Source organism: Mycobacterium sp. IDUB_1, from assembly GCF_055419625.1.
In genome coordinates this window covers 476,394-499,024 of sequence record NZ_JBVAYA010000003.1, presented here as the reverse complement: position 1 = coordinate 499,024, position 22,631 = coordinate 476,394, and the positions used below count along the sequence as shown (strand labels likewise).

Annotated in this window: 15 protein-coding genes and 1 pseudogene; 7 read left to right on the top strand and 9 right to left on the bottom strand. The window is 64.5% G+C overall.

The window, feature by feature from the left end; translation table 11 throughout:
• Positions 1-91 precede the first annotated feature (91 nt).
• The 4 genes from ACZYYX_RS19680 to ACZYYX_RS19665 all read right to left on the bottom strand — a co-directional run bounded on the left by ACZYYX_RS19680 (position 92) and on the right by ACZYYX_RS19665 (position 8,405).
• Positions 92-2,407 (bottom strand): ATP-binding protein, encoded by a 2,316-nt coding sequence (locus tag ACZYYX_RS19680; RefSeq protein WP_463816276.1) that lies wholly within the window; start codon positions 2,405-2,407, stop codon positions 92-94.
• Between the two features lie 178 nt (positions 2,408-2,585).
• The gene (locus ACZYYX_RS19675; protein WP_463816275.1) at positions 2,586-3,770 is read right to left on the bottom strand and encodes an SDR family NAD(P)-dependent oxidoreductase; all 1,185 of its coding nucleotides are present in this window, start codon (positions 3,768-3,770) and stop codon (positions 2,586-2,588) included.
• Between the two features lie 149 nt (positions 3,771-3,919).
• Positions 3,920-5,437, bottom strand: coding sequence for a long-chain-fatty-acid--CoA ligase (locus ACZYYX_RS19670; RefSeq protein WP_463816274.1), 1,518 nt, complete (start codon positions 5,435-5,437; stop codon positions 3,920-3,922).
• A gap of 379 nt (positions 5,438-5,816) precedes the next feature.
• Complete coding sequence (locus ACZYYX_RS19665) at positions 5,817-8,405, bottom strand: flavin-containing monooxygenase (RefSeq protein ID WP_463816273.1); 2,589 nt, start codon at positions 8,403-8,405, stop codon at positions 5,817-5,819.
• 279 nt (positions 8,406-8,684) lie between these two features.
• Between ACZYYX_RS19665 and ACZYYX_RS19660 the strand changes: the two are divergent.
• Positions 8,685-9,391, top strand: a pseudogene (locus ACZYYX_RS19660) (transposase); the annotation flags it as partial.
• 58 nt (positions 9,392-9,449) lie between these two features.
• On the opposite strand, the gene phaZ reads toward ACZYYX_RS19660, so the two are convergent.
• The 4 genes from phaZ to ACZYYX_RS19640 all read right to left on the bottom strand — a co-directional run bounded on the left by phaZ (position 9,450) and on the right by ACZYYX_RS19640 (position 13,792).
• Positions 9,450-10,268 carry a poly(3-hydroxyalkanoate) depolymerase gene (gene phaZ, locus ACZYYX_RS19655; RefSeq protein ID WP_463816272.1) on the bottom strand — a complete coding sequence of 273 codons (819 nt, stop codon included), beginning with the start codon at positions 10,266-10,268 and terminating at the stop codon, positions 9,450-9,452.
• A 4-nt stretch (positions 10,269-10,272) separates the two neighbouring features.
• The gene (locus ACZYYX_RS19650) at positions 10,273-11,967 is read right to left on the bottom strand and encodes a PHA/PHB synthase family protein (protein ID WP_463816271.1); all 1,695 of its coding nucleotides are present in this window, start codon (positions 11,965-11,967) and stop codon (positions 10,273-10,275) included.
• Positions 11,968-12,115: 148 nt separating this feature from the next.
• Entirely contained in the window at positions 12,116-12,430 is a 315-nt protein-coding gene (locus tag ACZYYX_RS19645; RefSeq protein ID WP_463816270.1) for a hypothetical protein, read from the bottom strand.
• Positions 12,431-13,117: 687 nt separating this feature from the next.
• Positions 13,118-13,792, bottom strand: a complete 675-nt coding sequence (locus tag ACZYYX_RS19640; protein WP_463816269.1) for a TetR/AcrR family transcriptional regulator — start codon at positions 13,790-13,792, stop codon at positions 13,118-13,120.
• A gap of 71 nt (positions 13,793-13,863) precedes the next feature.
• Between ACZYYX_RS19640 and ACZYYX_RS19635 the strand changes: the two genes are divergently transcribed.
• The 6 genes from ACZYYX_RS19635 to ACZYYX_RS19610 all read left to right on the top strand — a co-directional run bounded on the left by ACZYYX_RS19635 (position 13,864) and on the right by ACZYYX_RS19610 (position 20,022).
• Complete coding sequence (locus ACZYYX_RS19635) at positions 13,864-15,018, top strand: acyl-CoA dehydrogenase (RefSeq protein WP_463816268.1); 1,155 nt, start codon at positions 13,864-13,866, stop codon at positions 15,016-15,018.
• 358 nt (positions 15,019-15,376) lie between these two features.
• Positions 15,377-15,727, top strand: coding sequence for an acetolactate decarboxylase (locus ACZYYX_RS19630; protein ID WP_463816267.1), 351 nt, complete (start codon positions 15,377-15,379; stop codon positions 15,725-15,727).
• Between the two features lie 177 nt (positions 15,728-15,904).
• Entirely contained in the window at positions 15,905-16,972 is a 1,068-nt protein-coding gene (locus ACZYYX_RS19625) for a cupin domain-containing protein (protein ID WP_463816266.1), read from the top strand.
• Between the two features lie 130 nt (positions 16,973-17,102).
• Positions 17,103-17,417, top strand: coding sequence for a carboxymuconolactone decarboxylase family protein (locus ACZYYX_RS19620; RefSeq protein WP_463816265.1), 315 nt, complete (start codon positions 17,103-17,105; stop codon positions 17,415-17,417).
• A gap of 19 nt (positions 17,418-17,436) precedes the next feature.
• Positions 17,437-18,801 (top strand): MFS transporter, encoded by a 1,365-nt coding sequence (locus ACZYYX_RS19615; protein ID WP_463816264.1) that lies wholly within the window; start codon positions 17,437-17,439, stop codon positions 18,799-18,801.
• A gap of 321 nt (positions 18,802-19,122) precedes the next feature.
• On the top strand, positions 19,123-20,022 hold the full coding sequence (locus ACZYYX_RS19610) for an NAD(P)-dependent oxidoreductase (RefSeq protein ID WP_463816263.1): 900 nt from the start codon (positions 19,123-19,125) through the stop codon (positions 20,020-20,022).
• A 69-nt stretch (positions 20,023-20,091) separates the two neighbouring features.
• Here ACZYYX_RS19610 and ACZYYX_RS19605 read toward each other — a convergent pair whose 3' ends face one another.
• Entirely contained in the window at positions 20,092-22,470 is a 2,379-nt protein-coding gene (locus tag ACZYYX_RS19605; RefSeq protein ID WP_463816262.1) for an FdhF/YdeP family oxidoreductase, read from the bottom strand.
• Positions 22,471-22,631: the final 161 nt, after the last annotated feature.

Below are 22,631 nucleotides of genomic sequence, written 5' to 3'. Positions count from 1 at the left end.
ATCCGCTCCACAAATATGGGTGTCCTCGTAACCCGCACCCGATGTTGCAATTGACGTGGGACCCGACCCGGATTGTCGGCGCGGCTCGCCGTTATGACGCGCGCCGTGCCATCCATGCGGCAACTTGCGCGCGCGAACTGAATTCCAGCTTGGCGAGGATCCGTTCGACATGGCCGTCCGCGGTGCGCTTGGAAATCACGAGCCGCGCCGCAATTTCGCGGTTGGATAGTCCCGATTCGATGAGACCCGCCACTTCCAGCTCCCGCGGGGTCAGCAGGCCCACGGTCGCTGAGCGAACGCCGCGGCGACCCTCGGCAACGCCGAGAACGAAATCGATCACATCGTCGAGATCGCGGAACCGGCGCGGCACATCCGAAGGATCGGCCTCCGGTGTTCCGCCTTGCGGCGGCAGGGCGTTGGCCTCGATGAATCCCGACAGCTGTGGTCCGAAGGCGTCGTAGGACGTGCCCAACGAGCGCCACACGTAGCGCGCTGCCGCCGAAAGCGTGCCCGCACGGGCGACCTGTTTGCGATCGCGGGCAATCCAAAATAGCAGCTCGGTCGAGAGTGCAACGCCAATGCCATCGGACATCGTCCGAAAGACAGTCAACACGCGGCGAGCGTGCTGCTCGGCCTCGTCGAACCTCCCGAGCGTCCACAAGGCCACTCCTGCAGCCCAATCCACGTACGCCCGTGCGTTCTTCTCCCCATGCCGCTCGCACATCGCCACGGTCTCGGAGCTGAACGCCAGAGCCTCCTGGGCCCGACCGGCCAGCGCGAGTTCGCCGACGAGCATGTACCGTGCGGCGAGTTCCATCTCCGGGTCACTCGCGGCGCGGTGTCCCTCGACCGCGCGCTCGAACAGCGGCAGCGCATGGTCGACGTCGCCGGTGAACATCGCCAGCAACGCCGTCCAGTGATCGACATGGCGATCCAGCCCGGGAAGGCTCAGGTCCGTTGCAAGAACGGTGAGTTCGTCGAGCCACTGTCTGGCTTGAGCGTGGTCGCCTTGTACCAGCGCGATCCATGTCGCCACCCACAGGCAGCCGAAGCGGTCGGGAGACGGCTCGCGTGTCGTCGCCAACGCCGTTTCGGCACGCGTGCGACCTTCGGCCAGATGCCCTCCTGATAGCCAGTGGTAGCGAAGCGCTGCGATGAGCCGAAGAGCCGTCCGCTCCTCACCTGGTGTAGTCGCACTCCCTTGCAGCGCCGCAACGTAATTGGCGTGGTCGAGGCCCATCTGTTCGATCAGGTCAGCCTGCTGGGGCCCACACCACCGCTGGACAGTGCGCTCGGCCCGCTCCAGCATGGCGTCGCGGTGACGGCGCTGCAGTTGCGTGGTTTCTCCGGCGTGCTCGGCCAGTTCGGCTGCAACCTCGCGGACCGCTGCGGGCAACCGGTATCGCATGGTGCCTGCGCCGCGACTGGTCAACAGAACCGATTGCCCGACGAGACGCTCGATGGTGTCGATTACGTCGGCAGGTTGCAGCTCGCCGAAGGCGCAGACCGACTCGGCCAGGTCGAGGTCGAAACTTGCGGGAAAGACCGCCATCCGCCGCCATAGCACTTGGCCGGTGGTGGTGCACAGTTCGAAACTCCAGTCGACCATCGCCCGCAGTGATCGGTGTCGGGGACCCTGAAGCCCTTGGGCCGCGGTGAGTTCGGTAGTGCGTTGGCCGAACCGTTGGACCAGCTGCTCGACGGTTAGTGCGCGCATCTTCGCGGCCGCCAGCTCGATGGCCAACGGGACACCTTCCAGGAGTCGGCACAGCTCGATGACAGCGGCCGCGTTGTCGTCGGTGATGTCAAAGTCCGGGTCCACCGCTGCCGCGCGCTCCACCAGAAGACTCACCGAACCGTCGGCGATCAATTGCTCGGCAGGCGTGGCCAGTTCGGGGACGGTTAGTGGCAGCACGGGTCGTAGTACCTCGGCCTCGACACCGAGCGGCTCTCTGCTGGTGGCGATGACGCGGATCTGCGATGCCTCGCGCAGCAGGAGCGGCACCAAGACACGCAGGGCCGGTAAGACGTGCTCGCAGTTGTCGGTCACCAACAGCAACTTGCGGTCGCGGAGGAAGGTGACAAGCTTTTGGCGGGGCGCCGTCGCGGACTGGTCGCTGACCCCCAGCGCATTGAGGATGGCGGCCTCGACGTCGGTCACGTCGGCACCAACGCCAAGCTCACCGAGCCGCACCAGCCACGCACCGTCGGGGAAGCGGTCGGCGGCCCGGAAGGCCAACTCAAGCGCCAACCGCGTCTTGCCCACTCCCCCGGGGCCGGTGAAAGTCAGCAGCCGGGCATCCGACAGTGTGCGTTGCGCCTGGTCGAGGTCGTGCCTGCGGGCCACGAGCCGGTTCAACGACGGCCCGATCCGCTCTCCCCCTCGGCTCGGTCGTAGCGCACTCATGAAAGGATGGTAAGCCTCTCCGGCCGCGCCCTCGGTGCTGAACCAACAACCACACCGACCGGGTCGGTTGGTGTGTCTGACCGGCGGTCCCCACGCCGCAGAGTGATGGTGTGGCAGATCGGCGACGGTCGACGGCTCCGCTTCGCCCGTCGCAAAATTTTGGGCCGTGCTCCAGCGGTCAGGGCTTCGCCTTGCTTAGAGCGCTGTCTCGGGAGAGGGCACTTGCCTGGGCGATGATGCTGTCTTTGAAGCCAAGTCGCTCGATGAGCGGTCGAAAGATGCCTGGGGTCTTGGCGATCAGAGTGTTTCTCCTGGGCACGATGATGGTCTTGGCTCGGCGTTCGATGCCGGCGACGATCTCCTCGACGACGAGTTCCAGGGTGATCATCTTGAATAGGCCGCCGGTGTTTCCACCCCACAGCAATCTGGCGGCTGCATCGTCGTGCGCCGCGGCCAGCATGGGCGTGGGAAAGAAGGTGGGGTGCACGCTGCCGACGGCCACTCCCCGGTGACGCAGTTCGAGTCGGATGGTGTCGCACATTGCCCACACCCCGGCTTTGCTTGCGGTGTAGGGCGATTGCAGCGGTGAGTGGACGAACGCCGCCATCGAGGAGATGGCCAACAGGACTCCATGTTGCTTCTCGACGTAGGGCAGCCCAGCACGGAACGTGCGCCACACCCCGTTGAGGTTGACGTCGACAGCACGGTTGAATTCAGCGGGGTCGAGGGTTTCCAGGGTCCCGACGGGCGCCACGCCGGCGTTGGCGATGACGACGTCGATGCGGCCGAAGTGTGTGGCTGCCAGTGCCATGGCTGCTTCCAGACTGGTGAGGTCGCGGACGTCCACGCGGGCGGAGAATGCGACAATCGGACCACCGAGCGTCTCGGCTTGCGCGGCGACCTGGGTTTCGTCGACGTCGAGCAGGACGAGGTTCGCGCCGCGGGCGCGTAGTGCTTGGGCCAGTGCGGCGCCGAGCCCGCCGGTGGATCCGGTGATGGCCACGGTGCGTCCGTCGAGGTGGTAGCGAGTCATGTGGTGTATCCCCAGTTGTCGTCGATGGGTCGGCAGCGGGCGGGTGATGGTCCAGGCACTCCGTGTCGCCGAGACCGTGCCCGTGGTCTCACGCCCCGTGGGGCACAATTTCTCGGGGGAAGTCGAGCTGGTCGTAGGCGAATGGCTCGCAGTCCGGTCGAGGTTCGGCTCAAAGTGGTTGCAGTCGTGGGTGAGGACTTTGCTCTGGGGGATGCGGCGGGCCACTTGAAGCGCTTTGGCGAAGGGCGTCACGTCGTCGTTGGTGGCGATCTGGACCAGGGTGGGGGCGGTGGTCGCGGCGGCGGGGCGACCTGGGGGGTAGAACGGCACCCGCACGGCGATGGGGCGGCGATGTCGTTCTCGGCGTGAAGGCGCTCGACGTGATCTACGGCCATCGTGTGAGGGATGTCATAGGCGCCGTCGGAGTCCATCATGGCCGCCTCGCCGGGCGTGGCTAGTCCGCGGTTCCCGGGTCGAAATCATTGCGGTGTGGTGCCTTCGATACTTGGAGCGGTGATTTCGCGGCGGAGCAGTTTGCCGGTGGGTCCTTTGGGCAGCTCGTCGACGATCCAGACGTGGCGCGGGTATTTGTAAGCGGCGACCCGGCTCTTGACGAACTCGCGGAGTTCGTCGGGGTCGACTAGTGCGTCGGCCTTGAGCGATACTGCTGCGCCGATCTCCTCGCCGAGTGTTTCGTGCGGCAGTCCGATGACCGCTGCTTCGGCGACAGCTGGGTGCTCGTAGAGGACTTCCTCGATCTCGCGCGGGTAGACGTTCATGCCGCCGCGGATGACCAAGTCCTTCTTGCGGTCGACGATGCTGAAGTAGCCGTCCTCGTCTACCGTTCCGATGTCGCCGCTGGCGAACCATCCATCAGGGGAAATCGCGGCAGCGGTCGCCTCAGGCAGGTTCCAATAGCCCTTCATGATGTTGTGGCCGCGGATCTGAACTTCCCCGACCGCGCCCTGTTGCACTTCCTCGCCGTTGTCGTCGACGACGCGCATCTGCACGCCTTCGATGGGCGCTCCGATCGAACCCGGTTTGCGGACCCGGTCGGGATAGTTGAAGCTTGCGACCGCCGAGGTCTCCGACAGTCCATATCCCTCCAAGATCGTTGCCTGGAATGCGTTTTCGAAATCGGTGAGGACGGCAACCGGCAGCGAGGATCCACCGGAGACGCAGACGCGCAGCGATGTGGTCGCGTCCGAGGCAACGTCGTCGGAAACGCTGAGCAGCGCGGAGTACATCGTCGGTACGCCCTCGAAGATGGTGACGGAGTCGCGCGCGATCACCTCGATGGCCTTGCGTGGGTCGAACCGTGTCATCAGGGTGAGCATGGCGCCGGCCGCCACCGCTGTGTTCAGCGCACAAGTCATGCCGAAAACGTGAAACATCGGGAGGCAACCCAGGATGACGTCGTCGGGGTCTGCTTCGAGCAGGGTGCGGGCGACGATGTCCTGGTTGCGGTGGAGCCCACCGTGAGTGAGTTGAGCGCCCTTCGGTTTGCCGGTTGTGCCGGAGGTGTGAACGATGACCGCCACGTCGCTGTCGGCGCGTTCGACGGGAACCGGCTGCTCCAACAGGCCGACGGTAATCGCGGCCAGGGCCGCATCGTCGGTCAGCCAACACTGCGCTGTCGCTGCTGCGGCTCCCTCTGTCGCCTCCTTCGCGAAAGCCGGAGTGGCCAGGAGGGTCTTCGCGCCGGTGTTGGTCAGGTAGAAGGCAATCTCGCGGCGTTTGAGCAGCGGGTTCATCGGGACCGCGATGGCGCCGCAGCGCAGGATCCCGTAGAAGACGACGGCGAATGCGGGGGTGTTGGGCAGCATCACCCCCACGCGGTCGCCTGGCCGGATGCCTTCGCGATCGAGGAAGGTGGCCACGCGGGCGGCCGCCGCGTCGAGCTGACTGTAGGTCAATTTTAGATCGTCGCATCGAAGGGCCGGACGGTCGGGATGCTTGCGGGCCGTGGCCACCAGATTCATGCTGAGATTGGTCACGATTAGAGCCCCCTGTTCCGCCCAGGGAAAGAATCGCCATACCGCGGTGGCCACCCTGCGTTGTCGTCGACCTGATGCATCACGCCGTGGGGGGCGGGGGCACAGTCGAGGTGCGGCAGCACCGCCCCCCGCTCAACGACGTCGAGGTGGTCGGGCTTCACCTCGGCGCCGAGCGTGCGGGTGGGGTGAGCGGTGTCGACGAGCCCTTCGGTGTCGGGAAGCGTATGACGCGCATTCTTCGCCGCGGGATTGAGCGCGCGGGCTCTGTGAGTACCGGTTCCGGGTCCGGTGATGGCTGCGACTGTTCCGGTGGCTTCGGCTGTCTGACTGCGACTTTCGTGGTGGACACTCACTTGCAGTGGTCGGCCCTTCGCAGGAATCATCCGACGGCGACCGGCAGGGTCGGGGTTACCTGCGACAGCAGCGGAGTGAGGAAGTCCGACATCGCCTGTTGGATCTCCGCGGCCCGCGGGACGGCACCAGACAGCGACAGCGTCGTATGGAACAAGCCGTCGAAACGCTGACATACCGTCGGCACGCCGGCGTCGGCCAACGCCTTGGCGTAGTCCTCGGCCTCGTCGCGCGTGGGATCGGCCCCCATGGTGATCACCAACGCCGGCGGCAGGGCCGAAAGATCCTCGGCCCGGTTGGGTGCGGCAAGTGGCGAGGCCGCGTTGGCCAGATCACCCAGATACAGCGCCCACATTCGCGCGCCGAGCTCGGTGGAGATGATTGGTCCACCGGCGTAGACGGTGCGGGACTCGGTGTCGGCGAAAGGATCTATCGGCGGCGACACCAGCACCTGGGCTCGCAGTCGAGGACCTCCCTCGTCGCGGGCTCGCAGCGCCGTGACCGCGGCGAGGTTTGCTCCGGCGCTCTCGCCTCCGATCGCGATGCGGTCGGGATCCACCCCCAACGCGGCGGCGGCGTCGGCGACCCAACGCAGGGCCGCGAACGCGTCATTTGGGCCCGCAGGGAATGGATCTTCGGGGGCCAGCCGGTAGTCCGGCGACACGACCAGGGCACCGAGCCGGTGGGCAAGTGCGGCACACGGCTCATCGAACGCTTCGAGGCTGCCACCGATCCACCCACCGCCATGGAGGAACACCACCGCCGGAAGCGCGCCCTGCACTGACGGTCGATACAGCCGCGCCGCCCGCGGTCCCGCCTCACCGGGGAAGGTGGTGTCGGTGATCGTGACATCCGGTGGCAGCGGTAGCTGCATCGCCTTGAAGGTTTCCATCGTGGAGCGGGCTTCCTCCAGCGAGCACTCCTCCAGCGGTTTGATGCCCATGTTCATCATGCCGGCGAGGAAGAACACCGACGCGCCGTCGAGCGTGATCGTGGGAGGGACGTCGGAATCGCCGCCGTCGAAGGAGAATCCGGCGAACGCGTTGCTGCGCGCCTCGCTGCAGATCGCCCGGTACATGGGAGCACCGGTGAACAGAGACAGGGGCGATCGCGGCTTCCCGACGATGTTGTCGCCCATGTACCAGCTCTTCGCCTTCGGGAACAGGGTCGCGTCGGCGACCTCACGCACGAGGTCGTTGTACCGGTTTTCGGCCGCCTCGGTCACTTCGGCGGTGGTGTGACCGTAGGCGTCCATGTGAGCGATGAGGGCACCGATGAAGTCGACGCTGTCCTCGATGGCGGTCGGGTTGTTGAACAACGCGGCCGCGCTTTGCGGACCGTTGACATGGAACAGATTGGGGAAGCCCTTGGTGGCCGTGCCGAGGTAGGTGCGCTGTCCGTGCGCCCAGTGATCGGTCAGCGCTTCGCCATCGCGGCCGACGACACCCATGCGCATCAGACCCGCGCCGCCGACGTCGAACCCGGTGGCGAGCACGATGACGTCAAACTCGTATTCCGCGGCCGCGGTGGCGATGCCCTTCTCCGTGATGCGCACTATCGGATCGGTTCGTGCGTCGACGAGTTGCACATGCGGCGCGTTGAAGGTCTCGTAGTAGTTGGTCTCGAACGTCGCTCGCTTCGCCCCATAGGGGTAATCGGTCGGGCATAGCAGTTCGGCGGTGTGCGGGTTCGTCACTCGCTCCCGAATGCGGTCGCGAATGTAGTCGGCCGCAGTGGCGTTGGCTTCGGGGTTGACGATCAGGTCGTAGTAGGTCGAGACGAGCATCCGAAATCCCCCGCCGTTGTAGTACGTGTCGTACATTTGGCGTTGCTCGTCGGCGGTGTGCGCGTGCGCCGGCAAGACGGCCCGCGGATAGGCGGCCCCGGCGATGCTGTTGCGCGATTCCTCGCGAAGGCGCGGGTAGTCGGAGACGACTGAATCGAACTCCTGGTCGGTCAGTGGCCGGTTGCCGAGCGGACAGGCGAAGTTCGGGGTGCGCTGAAACACCGTCAGCTCGGCAACCTGCGGTGTGATCGACTGGATCACCTGGATTCCGGTCGAGCCCGTGCCGACCACTGCGACCCTCTTACCGGTGAGGTCTACCCCGTCGGCCGGCCAATGACTGGTGTGTAGGACTGCACCGTGAAAGTCGTCCTGGCCGAGGAAGTCATTCGGCTTGGTGACGGAGAACGCCCCCGCTCCGTTGATGAAGAACCGCGCAGTGGTGGTGCGCCCGTCGTCGGTGCCGACCACCCAACGCATCGCGGTCTCGTCCCACACCACCGAGGTGATGCGGGTGTTGAACTGGTAGCTCCGGCGCAGATCGAAGCGGTCGGCGACGTGGTCGAGATATCGCATGATCTCCGGCTGGGAGGCGTAGCGCTCAGTCCAGCGCCACTCCCGCTGCAGATCCTCGTCGAATGAATAAGAATAGAAGATGCTCTCGAAGTCGCAGCGCGCACCGGGGTAGCGGTTCCAGAACCACACTCCGCCGACACTGGGTGCAGCTTCGAAGGCCTGGACGGTCATTCCCTGCAGATTGCGTAGGCGGTGGGTGGCGTACAAGCCGGAGAATCCGCCACCGACGACTACAGCGTCAACGTCATTATTCGTCATGAACTGACAATGGCCGCAAAGTGACGCGGCGCACACCGGTTGAACTACCCGCTTGGGTACCTGTGGGCATACCTGTTTCGACCGTCGGCGCGGTGGCCTACGGTGCAGACGTGCGCAGAACTGCACAGCCACGGCACATGAAGCTGTTGGCCACGTGAACCGATGCCGCCGTTTTCGACTGTCAAACGTCATTGCATGGTTGCCTCCGTCAAGGTGGTGTCCGCTCGGACCTGATCAGCGGTGCCGGCCTGTCGTAGCCGAGTGATCGCAAATCATCGCGTGACCCTTCGAGAAGCCGACCACAGTCATTTACGAAATGGACTCACCACGTGCCACCCCGACGTGTTGCGTGAGCTACTCGCCACGCTCGTCGACACGTTGACGGGTGCCGAGACCGACGCACCAAGGGGCCGGATACGGCGAGCGCAGCGTTGAGCGACCAAATCCCGCAACGGGCACCGACATCGTCGCGTCGCCACCCGCACAGGTTCATTGGGCGTGACGATCCCCATGCTGGGCCGCAGTTCCCACCTCTCGGACTGGGGGCGGAAACGCCGCAAGCGAGCCGAGCGGGCCCTGACTCTCGTGGCGGCGACCTGCCATCTGCTGGGGGCCCGGACGCGGCGGACGGACAGGCTGGTACGGACCTCGGGCCACCCGCCTGTCGAGTCGCAGGTGTCGGTGACGAAACGCGACACCGCCGTCGAGGCGTTTCGCACCCGGCCACTGAATGCCGGCCCGACACTTCGTTGCCGCCCACTCCGTGGTGCTCGCGGTTCGTGACGCCGGACGTGTGGTCGACGTGCATGCGTCGACCGCCGTTGGAGGTCAACGCCGAGGGCTACCGGGGGATCCTTGGCATCGACGTGTCCACCGCCGAGGAAGGCGTCGGCTGGTTGACGTTCCGGCGGTCGCTGACCGCCCACGGCATGTCCTGGAATACGGCTGGTCACACCTCCGACGCGCACGCCGGCCTGGCGGCCGCCACCAAGGTGATCCTGCGACGACCTCAAGCGGCCGTTCTGTTGCCTGTCGCGTTGGTGGTCAGGGTTGTCCTGGAAAGCGGAGGAACTCCTCGATTACTGGGGCCAGTTCGGCTGCGTTGGCGACCAGGTCGATGTGCCCACCGCCGTGGAGGTGAACGGTGGCGTGCGGTAATAGTCGATTCATGATGCGCGCGTTCACGACTGGAATGATCGGGTCATCTGTGCCTGCTACGAGCAGCGTTTGCTGTCGTATTGCGGGCAGTGCATGCAGGCTCGTCCACACCGATCCGGCGAGCAGTTGGTGCACGTAGCCCATCTTCGATCCGGCGTGCAGTTGATGCATGAAAAGCATCGCAACGTCGTTGTCACGTCGCCGTGCGACGCCTCCGTAGAGGTCGCCGGCGATCGACGACAGATATTGCGGATCACGGAATCGACGGGGGGTGAGCATCGTCGCGAGCACACGGGGGCGCCCCGGAACCATGACTGCCCCCGTTCCGGTGGCCACCAGGATCAGCCGTCGGCACCGTCGCGGATTTTGAAGAGCGAACTGCTGGGCGAGGGCGCCACCCCAGGACAGACCGAGCACGTCGACCACGCTGACATCTAGTCGCGACAGGACTCGGCCTAGGACCCAGGCGAGGTACGGAAAAACGTACGGTGCGTTGGAGACCGGTGACCCCCCGGTGCCGGGAACATCGAATCGGATGATTGCGGTGCTGGGGTCGAGTTCGTCGACGAAAGAGTCGAGTACCTCGAGGCTTGCACCGATGCCGTTGCACAACACCAGCGGAACGCCGGTTCCGGGGCGGACACGGACCCGGATTCGCTGTCCGCCGGCGGCGATGTACTTGTCTGCGGGGTGGCTGACGATCACTGATTCAGCTTTGGTGGACGTAGGTGCCGGGTGCCGGCGTCAGGGGTGGAAGGTCTGGGCCACCGAGGGTGTGCGGGGCGTCGACCTCGGGACCGCTACGCTCGCCCAGCCAAGCCGTGTAATCAGGCCACCAGGAATCGGACTTCACGTCGGCTGAGGCCGTCCACTGGTCTGGCGCCGAGTCGTCGACGTGACCAGTACGGAAGGACGACTTGGGGTTTCCCGTGGGGTTGACCAGCGCGGCGATGTGGCCGCTGGTCGAGAGGACGAACCGGTTGTCCTTACTGCCGAGCAATTGGGCACTGCGGTAGCAGGCCTGCCACGGGGAGATGTGGTCGGCCACCCCAGCCACGACGTAGGAGTCCGCGGTGATCATCGACAGGTCGACCGGGCGACCCAGCATGGTGACCGTTCCGGGGATGGTCAGTGCATTGCGGAGCGCGATCATGATCAGATCCTTGTGCAGGGCTGCGGCCATCCGTGTCGTGTCGGCATTCCAGAACAGCACGTCGAACGCCCCGGGCGAGCGACCCTGCACGTAATTGTTGACCCAGTATCGCCACACCAGGTCGGTCGGCCGGAGCCACGCGAACACCTCGGCCATGGCCTTGCCGTCGAGGTAGCCCTTGGCCGCCGATGCCCGGATCGCGGCCTGTGCTGAGCGTTCACTCATGGCCGCCGAGGCGAAACCTGCGTTGCTCTGGTCGAGCACGGTGACCGCCAGCGTGAGGCCCGCGATGCGGTCGCCCGCCCCGATTTCAGTGAGGTGTGCTGCGACCATCGACGCAAGGATTCCGCCCGAGCAGGTCCCCAACAGGTGTGCGCTGTCGCTCCCGGTGATCTTCTGGACCGCGTCAAGTGCCTCGATGATGGCGGCGCCGTAGGTGTCGGACCCCCATTCGCGGTGCCGTGCCTGGGGATTGCGCCAAGAGATGGTGAAGACTTGCTGCCCCTGCTGCACGAGGTTTTCGATCATGCTGCGCCCAGGGGAAATGTCGAGAATGTAGTACTTGTTGATCACCGGCGGGACGATCAGCAACGGCACCGCCCGCACGGTCGGTGTTTGTGGCGCATAGTGAATCAGCTCGAAACACCTGGTGTGCAGTACTACCGCCCCCTTCGTCGCGGCGACCGTCTCTCCGACCGCGAAGGCATCCGGATCGACCATCGTGGGGACTCGCGGCGAGCTGAGCATGTCTCGAGTGAAGGCCTTCACCCCACGCAGTGCGCTCAAGCCGCCAGTATCGATTAAGGCCTTCCAGCCCAACGGGCTGATCAGCATGTTGTTCGTCGGTGCCAGACCTTCGATGATGTTGTCCAGCGCGAATCGAATCTTCTCCGAGTCCCGCCAATCAAGGTCCGCGTCGTCGAACACGTTGTTGGCGGTCTCGGCCGCCGCCAGGTAGGACTGCATGGTCCACCGCAGGAACCGATTATCCCGCCAGGCTGGGTCGCTGAACCGCCTGTCCGCTTTCGCGGGGACTCGTTCGGACTTACCGGCCGCGATCGCGCCAAGTTCGCGGGCCAGGAGCGATCCACGACCCGCAACCGCGCGGGGCTGTTTGGCCAGGCTGAGACCCAACCGAACCAACGGGCCCCGGGGCAGCAATCTGCCGGCGATACCACCCGTGGAGTTGACCAGCAGAAGGTCGAGCGGCGCCGCAAGCTCGTCGGGGTGTTCGATGGGTCCTGTTGTCATGATGACTCTACTTCGGTTGCAGGGGCGAAGATTTCGCGGCGCAGCAGTACTACGGCGGGGCCTCTGAGTTGCTCCGCCAGAATCGACATACGACGGGGACGCCTATGGCGGCGACCGAGCCTTGACGAACTCGCGCCACTCGTCCGGTTCACTTCGGGCACCAGTTTCGATGCGAGCGCGGCGCCGACGTCCTCGCCGAGCGATTCTTGCGGCAATCCGGGGACCGCGACCTCGGCGACTCGGCATGCTGGCAGCGCACTTCGACGGTCTCGCGCGGATAGGCGATGACGCCGTGACGACGGATCAAGTCCGTCTTGCAGTCGACGATGTAGAGGTAGCCGTCGCCGCCGACCGTCGCATCGGCCAGATCGCCGCAGCCCTTCATCATGTGGTGACCGTGAATTCGTACTTCGCCGTCCTCACCCGGTGTAACGGCGTCGCCCCTGAGGTCGACGATGGGCATCTCGACACCCTCGACCGTGATTCCTGTCGATCCCACTTTGCGGGTGCGGTTGGGGTTGGGTGAAGCACGCGACCAAGCACATGTCCGTAAGTCCGACTCCCTTGAACCTCGGCGGCCTGCACGGTCAGTCCCTGCAGATTGCGCAGGCGACGGGTGGCGTACCCGATGGAGAATCCGCCACCGACGACCACAGCGGCAGCGTCGTCATTCGTCATGAACCAACAATGGTCGCTAGGTGATACGGCGCACATCGGTTCGATTACCCGCTTGGGTACCTGTGGCCATACCTGTGTTGGCCGTCGTTGCGGTGGCCTACGGTGCAGACGAGCCTCAGAACTGCGCCGCCCGGCGGACGAGATTGCGATTACCGCACGCGAGGGGCCGCGCCGTTACACCCTCGTCGCAGGGAACCACCTTCGACGATGTTCGCCGTCGCCTACCGGGCCCTTGGAGTCGCGCTTCGTAAGGGATGAGCGGGCGTCGGTCGGCGTGTAGGCCGCGCCCCTCCCCTCCTGAAACTATTAGGAAGCAACGGAAGTCAGAGGACTATGCCGATGAATGCGTCTGTCGCCCAGCCGATATGCACGATACGGACAGCGGTCGTCCTTCCCTTGCCCCCATCGCGACAATCCTCCCCTGAGCGGGCAGAATTTACTCGTCAACGCCGCCGCCTCGAACCCGGTGACGTCACTTGCGGGCCTCTGACGCACCCTCGGCAAGGGCACGTTCGAGTCGGGGTAGGACAAGGTCCAGTGGTTCGTTCGTCTCCAAAATGACTACTGCAGTGCGGGTATCGGGCGAACGGCCGAATAGCGCGAGGGTCATGCGCATGGCTGCGAAGAAGTCCGCTGTCGGCTGCGCCGTTTCGCCACGCAACCAACGCCGTAAGACGTTGTTGTGAGCAGTCACGACTGCCGTCGCGATGAGCTCTGCGCGAAGCGCGGCGTCCTGTTCCTCAGCCAGATGGGTGACGAGGTGCCGCCTGAAGAGACGCACGTACCGACCCACGGTCGCGATCTCACGGTCCCTGAGGGCAGGGACCGAACTTATGAGGCGCCATCGGGCCCGCGCGAGCTGCCCTTCCGCGAGGTAGTGATCAAAGACCAGCCGGGCGGCGTCGACCACCGCCGCGAGCACAGTGCTGTCCGTGGCACTGGACAGTCGTCGCTCTACGTCGGCGAGAAGCGCGTCATGATCGGGGAAGACCAGTCCCTCCTTGGAGCCGAAGAGTCTGAACAGCGTCGTTCTCCCAACCTCGGCGCGTTGAGCAATCGCCTCGACGGTGACGGCGTCATACCCCGCTTCGCCGAACATGGAGAGAGCCGCGCCAACCAAACGTTCCCGAGGGCCAAGTTCCGCCATTTGCGCATCCTAGCGAGGCAGTACCGCCCATCGATGTACTTAGTACCGTATTTATGGTACTAAGTACCACCATGGACGCACGCTTCGACTTATTTCAGTTGCCGGACGAGCATGTCGAGCTCCGGGCGGCAATTCGCGCATTGTCGGAGAGGCAGATCGCTCCCTACGCCGCCGACGTCGACGAGAAGTCGCGCTTCCCCGATGAGGCCCTGGCGGCGCTGAATGCGTCGGGTTTCACTGCAGTGCACGTGCCCGAGGAGTACGGCGGGCAGGGCGCGGATTCGGTGGCGGCGTGCATCGTCATCGAAGAGGTTGCGCGCGTCGATGCCTCGGCGTCGTTGATCCCGGCAGTCAACAAGCTGGGCACGATGGGGTTGATTCTGCGTGGCTCCGATGACCTGAAGAAGCAGGTGTTGCCGTCGTTGGCGTCAGGTGAGGCGTTGGCGTCGTATGCGCTCTCCGAGCGCGAAGCCGGTAGTGACGCGGCGTCCATGCGAACCCGAGCCAAGGCCGACGGAGATGACTGGATCCTCAACGGCGCCAAGGCGTGGATCACCAACGGCGGCAAGTCGACGTGGTACACGGTGATGGCGGTGACCGATTCGGACAAGGGCGCCTACGGGATCTCCTCGTTCATCGTGCACAAGGACGACGAGGGTTTCACTGTGGGACCCAAGGAGCGCAAGCTGGGCATCAAGGGTTCGCCGACCACGGAGTTGTACTTCGAAAACTGCCGTATCCCAGGTGATCGGATAATCGGTGAGCCGGGGACCGGTTTCAAGACGGCGCTGGCGACCTTGGATCACACCCGTCCGACGATCGGTGCCCAGGCGGTCGGCATCGCCCAAGGCGCCCTGGATGCCGCGATCGCGTATACGAAGGACCGCAAGCAGTTCGGGAAGAGCATCTCCGACTTCCAGGGAGTGCAGTTCATGCTTGCCGACATGGCGATGAAGGTTGAGGCTGCACGGCTGATGGTCTACAGCGCTGCGGCCCGAGCCGAGCGTGGTGAGGGAAACCTGGGGTTCATCTCGGCGGCGTCAAAGTGTTTCGCCTCGGATGTGGCCATGGAGGTCACCACCGATGCGGTGCAGCTTTTCGGCGGCGCGGGCTACACGATGGATTTCCCGGTCGAGCGAATGATGCGCGATGCCAAGATCACGCAGATCTACGAAGGCACCAACCAAATTCAGCGAGTCGTGATGAGCCGCGCATTCCTGCACTGAACCGCCCGTAGTCCACAAGTTCGCGCCATGGCCCTCACGGCTACCAAAGTGAATCGCACAGATCCAACAACAATGAACACTTCGACTGCACCGCAGCGACTCGCGATGCCTTCGAAGCCACGAAGTATCGGGAGGAACGAGAACGCCGGATGCCAGATCACGAGCCGCGGCAGGTGCAGCTGCTTCGTTGAGCCAGACGGGCCCGGCACGACTACCGCAGTTGCTCACCGGACCCCCGAACCGGTGCGATTCAATTCTCCCCCGGCCAGCGGTTTCGACCGCCGAGGAATACGACCAAAGTTGATACGACAGTTATCCAGTGAAGTACGCCGTGTTCATCTGATGAATCAGGAACGCTTTGAGCGGCCCCCTCGTCAAGGCCCAGACACCGCCCTACCCGCCGCTGACCGAGGCCAGCGACGGGCAAACGGTCAAGACATTCGAACGAGTGGACGGAGTGCTCGTCGGCTTCCGCACACCGGAGTTCGAACAGGGCATTTCGGTGGCCGGTTATCACCTGCACTTCCTCGACGCCGCCCGCACCAGCGGCGGTCATGTCCTCGACTTCACCTTGGACTCCGGGCATGTCGCGATCAGCACCGCCTCCGAGCTACACCTGCGCCTGCCGACATCCGGGGCGTTCCTGCACGCCGACCTCGCCGGTGAGGATGTCTCCGCGCAGATCCACCACGCAGAGGGAGGTGACTGATCCACGCGCAGCATCGCAGATACATGTGACACAGAACCATTGCAGCTAGCGGTACCTCGCTGGTCTTGCCACCTGCCACACATGATTGCCGCCAGCGTTGCCGACAGGCACGCGGTGGCCGACCAACATAAGAGTCAGCCGCAGAGCGCGCTCGGCCAACACCTAGGAGGCTTGATCATGACCACGCCCATCACTCGCAGCGTCCACACCGCCTCACTGCTCGACGGGGAGATCGTGGAGGAATCCGATCTCGGCTCGATGCGCCGCGTCACCGCCGACAACCTACCGATCCTCAAGGGTCTGTCCATCAAACGGGTGCTGCTCAATCCCGGCGCGATGCGCACCCCGCACTGGCACGCCAACGCCAACGAACTCACCTACTGCGTGTCCGGCACCGCACTGGTCTCCATTCTTGACACCGGGAGCCACTTCTCGACCTTCATCGTGACGGCCGGCCAGATGTTCCACGCCGACTCCGGCTCCCTGCACCACATCGAGAACATCGGTGACGACGTCGCGGAGTTCATCATCGCCTTCCGCAACGAGCGCCCCGAGGACTTCGGCTTCGGCGCCACGCTCGGCGCCTTCAGCGACGCGGTACTCGGCAACACCTACGACCTGCCGTCCTCGGACTTCGCCAAGATCCGCCGCACCACCGCCGACCACAAGCTCGCCGCTGTAGTGGGACGTCCCGACATCCCCTTATCAGCACACTTCAACGACCCCCACAAATTCGACGTCGAAGCCCAAGAACCACCCTTGAACTACGTCTCGGGCAACGCACGTTTCGCCCGCACGCAATACTGGTCGGCGCTGAAGGACCTGTCGATGTACTCACTGCGGGTCACCGAGGACGGCATGCGCGAGCCCCACTGGCATCCCGTGACCGCCGAGATGGGCTACGTCAACCACGGTGACGCCCGCATGACCGTGATGAATCCCGATGGCACCCTTGACACCTGGAACCTCACCACCGGTGACATGTACTTCATCCCCCGCGCCTACCCGCACCACATCGAGAACACCGGCACGGACCCCTGGCACTTCCTGATCTTCTTCGACCAGCCCACCCCCGCCGACATCGGTTACCGTGCGTCGGCGAGCGCCTACTCCCGCGAGGTCCTGGCCGCCAGCTTCGGCACCCATATCGAGAACCTGCCGCAATTCCCGTTCACCCCGGCCGACCCGCTCGTCGTCGGTCGCGTCAACCCCGTCGACGGGCAGGACAGCATCGGTCCCGTCTGATGACCACGGTCAGCCCAAACGCGTAGGAGAACAACGGTCTTGAGCGTCGAAGCCATATTGCCGCGCTTTCGCGACTGACCCGTCCGGCTCCACATCCGCAGGCAGACAACCGCATTCAAGGAGTACACTCATGACCGACATCGACTCATCGCCGCGCGGCGCTGCTCGACGATTCACTCCCGAGCTTGCCGATCTCGTCGATTCCCCTCTGTACGATCAAGTCTGGTCCGACCAGCGACTAACCCCAAGAGACCGCAGTATCGCCACCCTGAGCGCACTGATCGCGCTCTACCGACCCGACGAACTGCGGGCACACCTGCGGCGTGGAATCGACAACGGACTTACTACGGACGAAATATCGGCGCTGATAACGCACCTCGCCTTCTACGCAGGATTTCCGGCGGCGATCTCCGCATCGGTGATCGCCGCAGACACGTTGCTCTGATAGCCCGAAGGCATACCCGGTGGCTACGTCTCGACAGCGCGGAGGTCGTACCGTTTCGACGAACGGACGGACACGTTCACCGTGCGGTGAGCAGAACGGGGCGCCGTCGCCTGGGCCACAGTCGATCCGAAGCGCACTGACTGTCTTCGCAGTACCCAATTATCGCCGTTTCGTCGGAGGGCAGTCGATCAGCCTCATCGGTTCGTGGGCCGAGACGGTCGCCTTGGCGTTGCTGGTACTCAAGCTCACCGATTCTGCGACTGTCCTCGGACTGGTCATGGGAACCCGCTACCTGCCCGTTCTACTCGGTACCGCATACGCTGGTGTGATCGTGGACCGCCACGACAAGCGCCGCGTGCTGATGCTGTCCTCCTCAGCGCTTGGGGTGACGTCGCTGGCCATCGGGGCATCGGTGCTCGCTCACACCATCGCGCTTTGGCAGATCTTCGTCAGCGCAATGATATTCGGCGTAATGACCTGCCTGGACAATCCCGCCCGGATGGCGCTGATCCCCGAACTAGTGGGCAGGGCGATGCTGCGTCAGGCGGTCACCACCAACAGCATCCTGGCCAACGTAGGGAGGGCAGTAGGCCCTGCGATAGCGGCAGCATTGATCCACGCATTCGGACTCGGCTGGTGTTTCGTGTTCAATGCGCTCAGCTTCGCCCTGGTCGTCATCGCTCTCTTAGCTCTGAACACGGATGCTCTGCGACCTTCCGCTGCTGTGGCGCGAGCCGGACGGCAGCTGCGCGACGGCCTGGCGGTAGCCCGCGGCAACCGCGACATCCTTGGCCCGTTGGTGATGATGGTATTCGTAGGAACTTTGACCTACGAATTCGAAACCAGCCTGCCAATCTTCGCCGAGCAGACCCTGCGCGGTGGGATCGACGCGTACAGCTGGCTCACCACCAGCTTCGGGATCGGATCGATCGCAGCGGGACTGGTGCTGATTCGCTGGCCGCAGACCGGGCTGGCCCGAATGATCTATGCGGCTGGTGGCTTCGGCACCGCAATGGCGCTGCTGACTGCCAGCCCCACCCTCGCCGCGGCGATTGCCGCCGCGGGCTTGGTCGGTGCAGCCAGCATCGGCTTTCTCACGACCGGCAACGCCACCATCCAACTGGCAGCTCCGCCGCAGATGCGAGGGCGTGTAACCGCGTTGTGGACAACGGCATTCGTCGGATCCACCCCGGTCGGCGCTGTCCTCATCGGTATGGTCGCCCACAGCTACGGAGGACGTGCGGCACTGGGCATCGGCATCGCGGGATGCTGCGCTGCCATCTGCGCTGGCCTGCTCATACATCGGGCCTTGCCAGTACCGATCCCGCAGCTGTTCGACTCCGACAACCACACCACCGACACCACAACGGACAAGCACGCATGACAATACCGGCCATGAGATGGACGTCGTGATGGTCCTCGGACGAGTCGTCGCGGACGAGATCGTGTCGCGCTCCTTGGTCGTCAAAATTGCTCGGCCCCAGGGGCACTCGACCATGAGCCAATGGGTTAGTGCTCAGGTGGCGACGCCGACGAGTGCCGGCGCGACTTTGATAGAGCGGAGCGGGGGCTGGCAGCCGGTGGGTCCTCCTGCTGGCTGCAATGTCACCAACCTCGTCCGTGAATAGGCTTTGACCACGAGAGAACGAAGCCATCCGATCAGGGAATTGCGGCTCTCGTGGACCTACGTTTGCAGCGAAGGAGAATGACGATGACCGTGATTGGGATGGTCGGTGTAGGAGACATGGGCTCGGAGATGGTTCCCCATCTCGTTGCCGAAGGACAGCAGGTGTGGGCATTCGACCCCGACCCCGAGCGGTTAAAGGCCGCCGTGGCGGACGGGGCGAGGGCCGCCGTGTCGCCGGCTGATGCGGCCCGGCGTTCAGAGGTGTTGTTGAGCTTGGTCATGTCCGACGACATTCCCGCTGCCCACTTCGGCGCGGATGGCATCTTGGCGGGTCTGCGCCCCGATGCGGTTCTCGTCGTCTGTTCGACGACGACCCCGGCCATGCTGGACGCGGTCCGATTTCAGGCTGGCTCGGCTAACCACGTTGTCGACGCGCCGATCGTCGGCGGCGTGAAATACGCCAGGGAGAAGTCGGTGACGTTCCTCGTCGGGGGCGACCCTGCGGCGGTAGCGAAGGCAGAGCCGGTGCTCGTATCTCTGGGCAAGGTGGAGCGGGTGGGTCCGGCCGGCGCGGGCGTGAAGTACAAACTGATCACCAACGCCTTCGTCATGGCCGCCGAAGTCGGGCTGCGCGAAGCGCTCGACTTGACCGACATCCTCGGTGGGGATTACGAGACTGCGCTGCGCCTCTTCGGAGTGGGCCCGATGGCCGCGGTCGTTACACGCGCCCTGGACGAATCCAATCCACGGCCGCTGCGCGCCTCCGCGCAAGACTTCGACGCGCTGCTGTCGGTAGTCGACGACCCTGCGCTGCTGCCCATTTCGGCCGCTGGCCGAAGCCGCCTATGGTCGGCTGTCGAGGCGGAGCCCGGCCACGAACCGATGTTCGTCGAACTCACCCGTAGGACTACCGCGCGCGACGGATACCGTTCAGGCGGGCAAGCTAACACGACCGACAACGACCCCGGTCCATCGTGAGCAGCGTTGGCCGATCGTCGCGGTGAGTGCGGCGGCGCCCAGCATGCCGCCGCGGTTTTATCCAGCTTGTCAGGGCGGGCTCACTTCGCAATGGTTGGCGGCAGGGGCGCCGGCCGCGGCAGTGACCGAGACGATTTGGTGTTTCATCAACGGCTGATCGCTTTGGCTGCTGAAGTCGCCGATCCCGCATAGCACGTTCAGTTCCGGCATGTACCCGCCGACGCTTCCAATGGGGATGTCGTAGGGGGTTGCCCGATAGCCCCAGACGGTGCGGGTACTGCCGTCCCGGGCGAAGCTGGTGATGTCGATGAGGTCGAACTCGTCGAGTCCGCGGTCCGCCATGTCCGCCTTGTTCATGAAGAGCAGCGTCCGCAGGTTCTTCACGCCGCGGTAGCGGTCATTGTCCGAGTAGATGGTGGTGTTCCACTGATCGTGGGAACGCATGGTCGACAGCATCAACCGCCCTGCCGGTGGCACCACATCCGGTAACGGGGACGCCCAAAACTCGGCGCGGCCGGTGTTGGTGAGAAAGACGCGTTCCCGTGCTGGTTGGCGGATCCGAAAGCCCAAGGGCATGCGGACTCGCCGGTTGAAATCCTCGAAACCGTCCAATACGGCCGCCATGGTGTCGCGGATCCGGTCGTAGTCCTCGATGTAGGACTCCCAGGGAGTGGCCGAGTCCGGCAATGTGGCGCGGGCCATGCCCGCGAGGATCGCGCACTCCGAGAGCAGGTGCTTTGACGGTGGCTTGCGCATGCCCCAGGACAGATGCACCATGCTCATCGAGTCTTCAACGCTGACGCCCTGTTCGCCGCCGCGCTGCACGTCTTTCTCCGTACGCCCCAGGCACGGCAGAATCAGGGCGGCGCGGCCGTGCACGAGATGGCTGCGATTGAGTTTCGTGCTGACCTGCACGGTGAGGTCGGCGTTACGGAGCGCTTCGAAGGTGGCGGCCGTATCCGGTGCTGCCATGGCGAAGTTGCCACCCATGCTGACGAACACCTTGACGTCGCCGGCACGCATCGCCTCAATCGTCGCGACGGTGTCCAAGCCGTCCTCGCGGGGCGCGGTGATACCGCATACCTCGTCGAGGCGGTCCAAGAAGGCCGCTGGAGGATGATTGTCGATACCGCAGGTGCGGTTGCCCTGCACGTTGCTGTGCCCCCGGATCGGTGACGGACCGGCACCCTCGCGGCCGATATTGCCACGCAGGAGAAGCAGATTGACGATCTCGCGGATGGTGTCGACGCCGTGCTCCTGCTGCGTGAGCCCGAGGCACCAGCTGATCACTGTGCGGTTCGCGTTGAGGTACAGCTCGGCGAGTTCGCGAATGTTGTTCTCTGACACCGCGGATTGTTTGACCAGCTCATCCCACGGAGTGGCGTCAACGAGTTGCTTATAGGCCTCGTAGTGCGCGGTGTGGTTCTTGACGAACTCCTGGTCGATGGCTTTGGGGTCAGACTGTGCCCGTTCAAATACAGCTTTGGCGACGCCGCGGAGGACCGCCAGGTCGCCGCCAATGCGGGGCTGGACGTTGCGCGTGCCCGTCTTGGTGGGGTGAAACATTGCCATGGCGGCGAATTCATGGGGAACAATGGTGCGCCGGGAAGCAGCCTCGATCAGTGGGTTGATGTGCACTATCTGCGCACCGCGTCGATCAGCCTCGGCCAGTGCGGTCAACATTCGTGGTGCGTTGGAGGCGGCGTTGACGGCCATCACGATCAACAGATCGGCACGGTCCCAGTCGTCGATGTCACACGTGCCCTTGCCCGTGCCGATCGCCGCCTGAAGTGCTCGACCGGACGCTTCATGGCACATATTGGAGCAATCGGGCAAGTTGTTCGTGCCGAACTCGCGAACCCACAGTTGGTAGAGGAAGGTCGCCTCGTTGGACAGTCTTCCGGAGGTGTAGAACGAGGCCTGATGAGGGTTGTCCAGACTCCGCAAAGTTGACCCGACGAGCGCGAATGCGTCGTCCCACGAGATCGGCACGTAGGTGTCGCTGACGGAGTCGTAGGTCATGGGTTCGGTCAGCCGGCCCTGGTCCTCCAGATCGAAGTCGCTCCAACCCGACAATTCGGTCACGGTGTGCGAGGCGAAAAAGTGTCGATCAACCTTCTTGCGGGTCATCTCCCAGGTGACGTGCTTGATGCCGTTCTCGCAGATATCGAGGTGCAGGCCGTCCCTGGCGTCAGGCCACGCACAGCCAGGACAATCGAAGCCGCCGTTCTCGTGGTTCATCTTCAGAACCGCGTGCGGTCCCTTGATCGGCGCCCTCGACTTGGCGACAACGCGGGCAACGCTGCGCGCTGCGCCCCAACCAGCCGAGGGGGCATGATCGTCCTCTTGCGAGATGGGCCCGCCACGGTTCGGTCCACGCCCGACGGCAGCAACCCCTGGTGCACCCCGTCCGAAGTCGTCGCCTGGCACACCTTCTTGACCTGACATGGGTGCGGCAACCTCCGACGCGGGACACAGTGCGCCCGCAGTCATCTCGGTAAATCGGATGCTCACAGGCTTGGGCTGACACGAGCGTAACTCCCATGAACCCCCTCCGCAGCGGGGTTTGACCGAATCGAAGAGCGGACTCGAAAACTCAGGCACGCCGG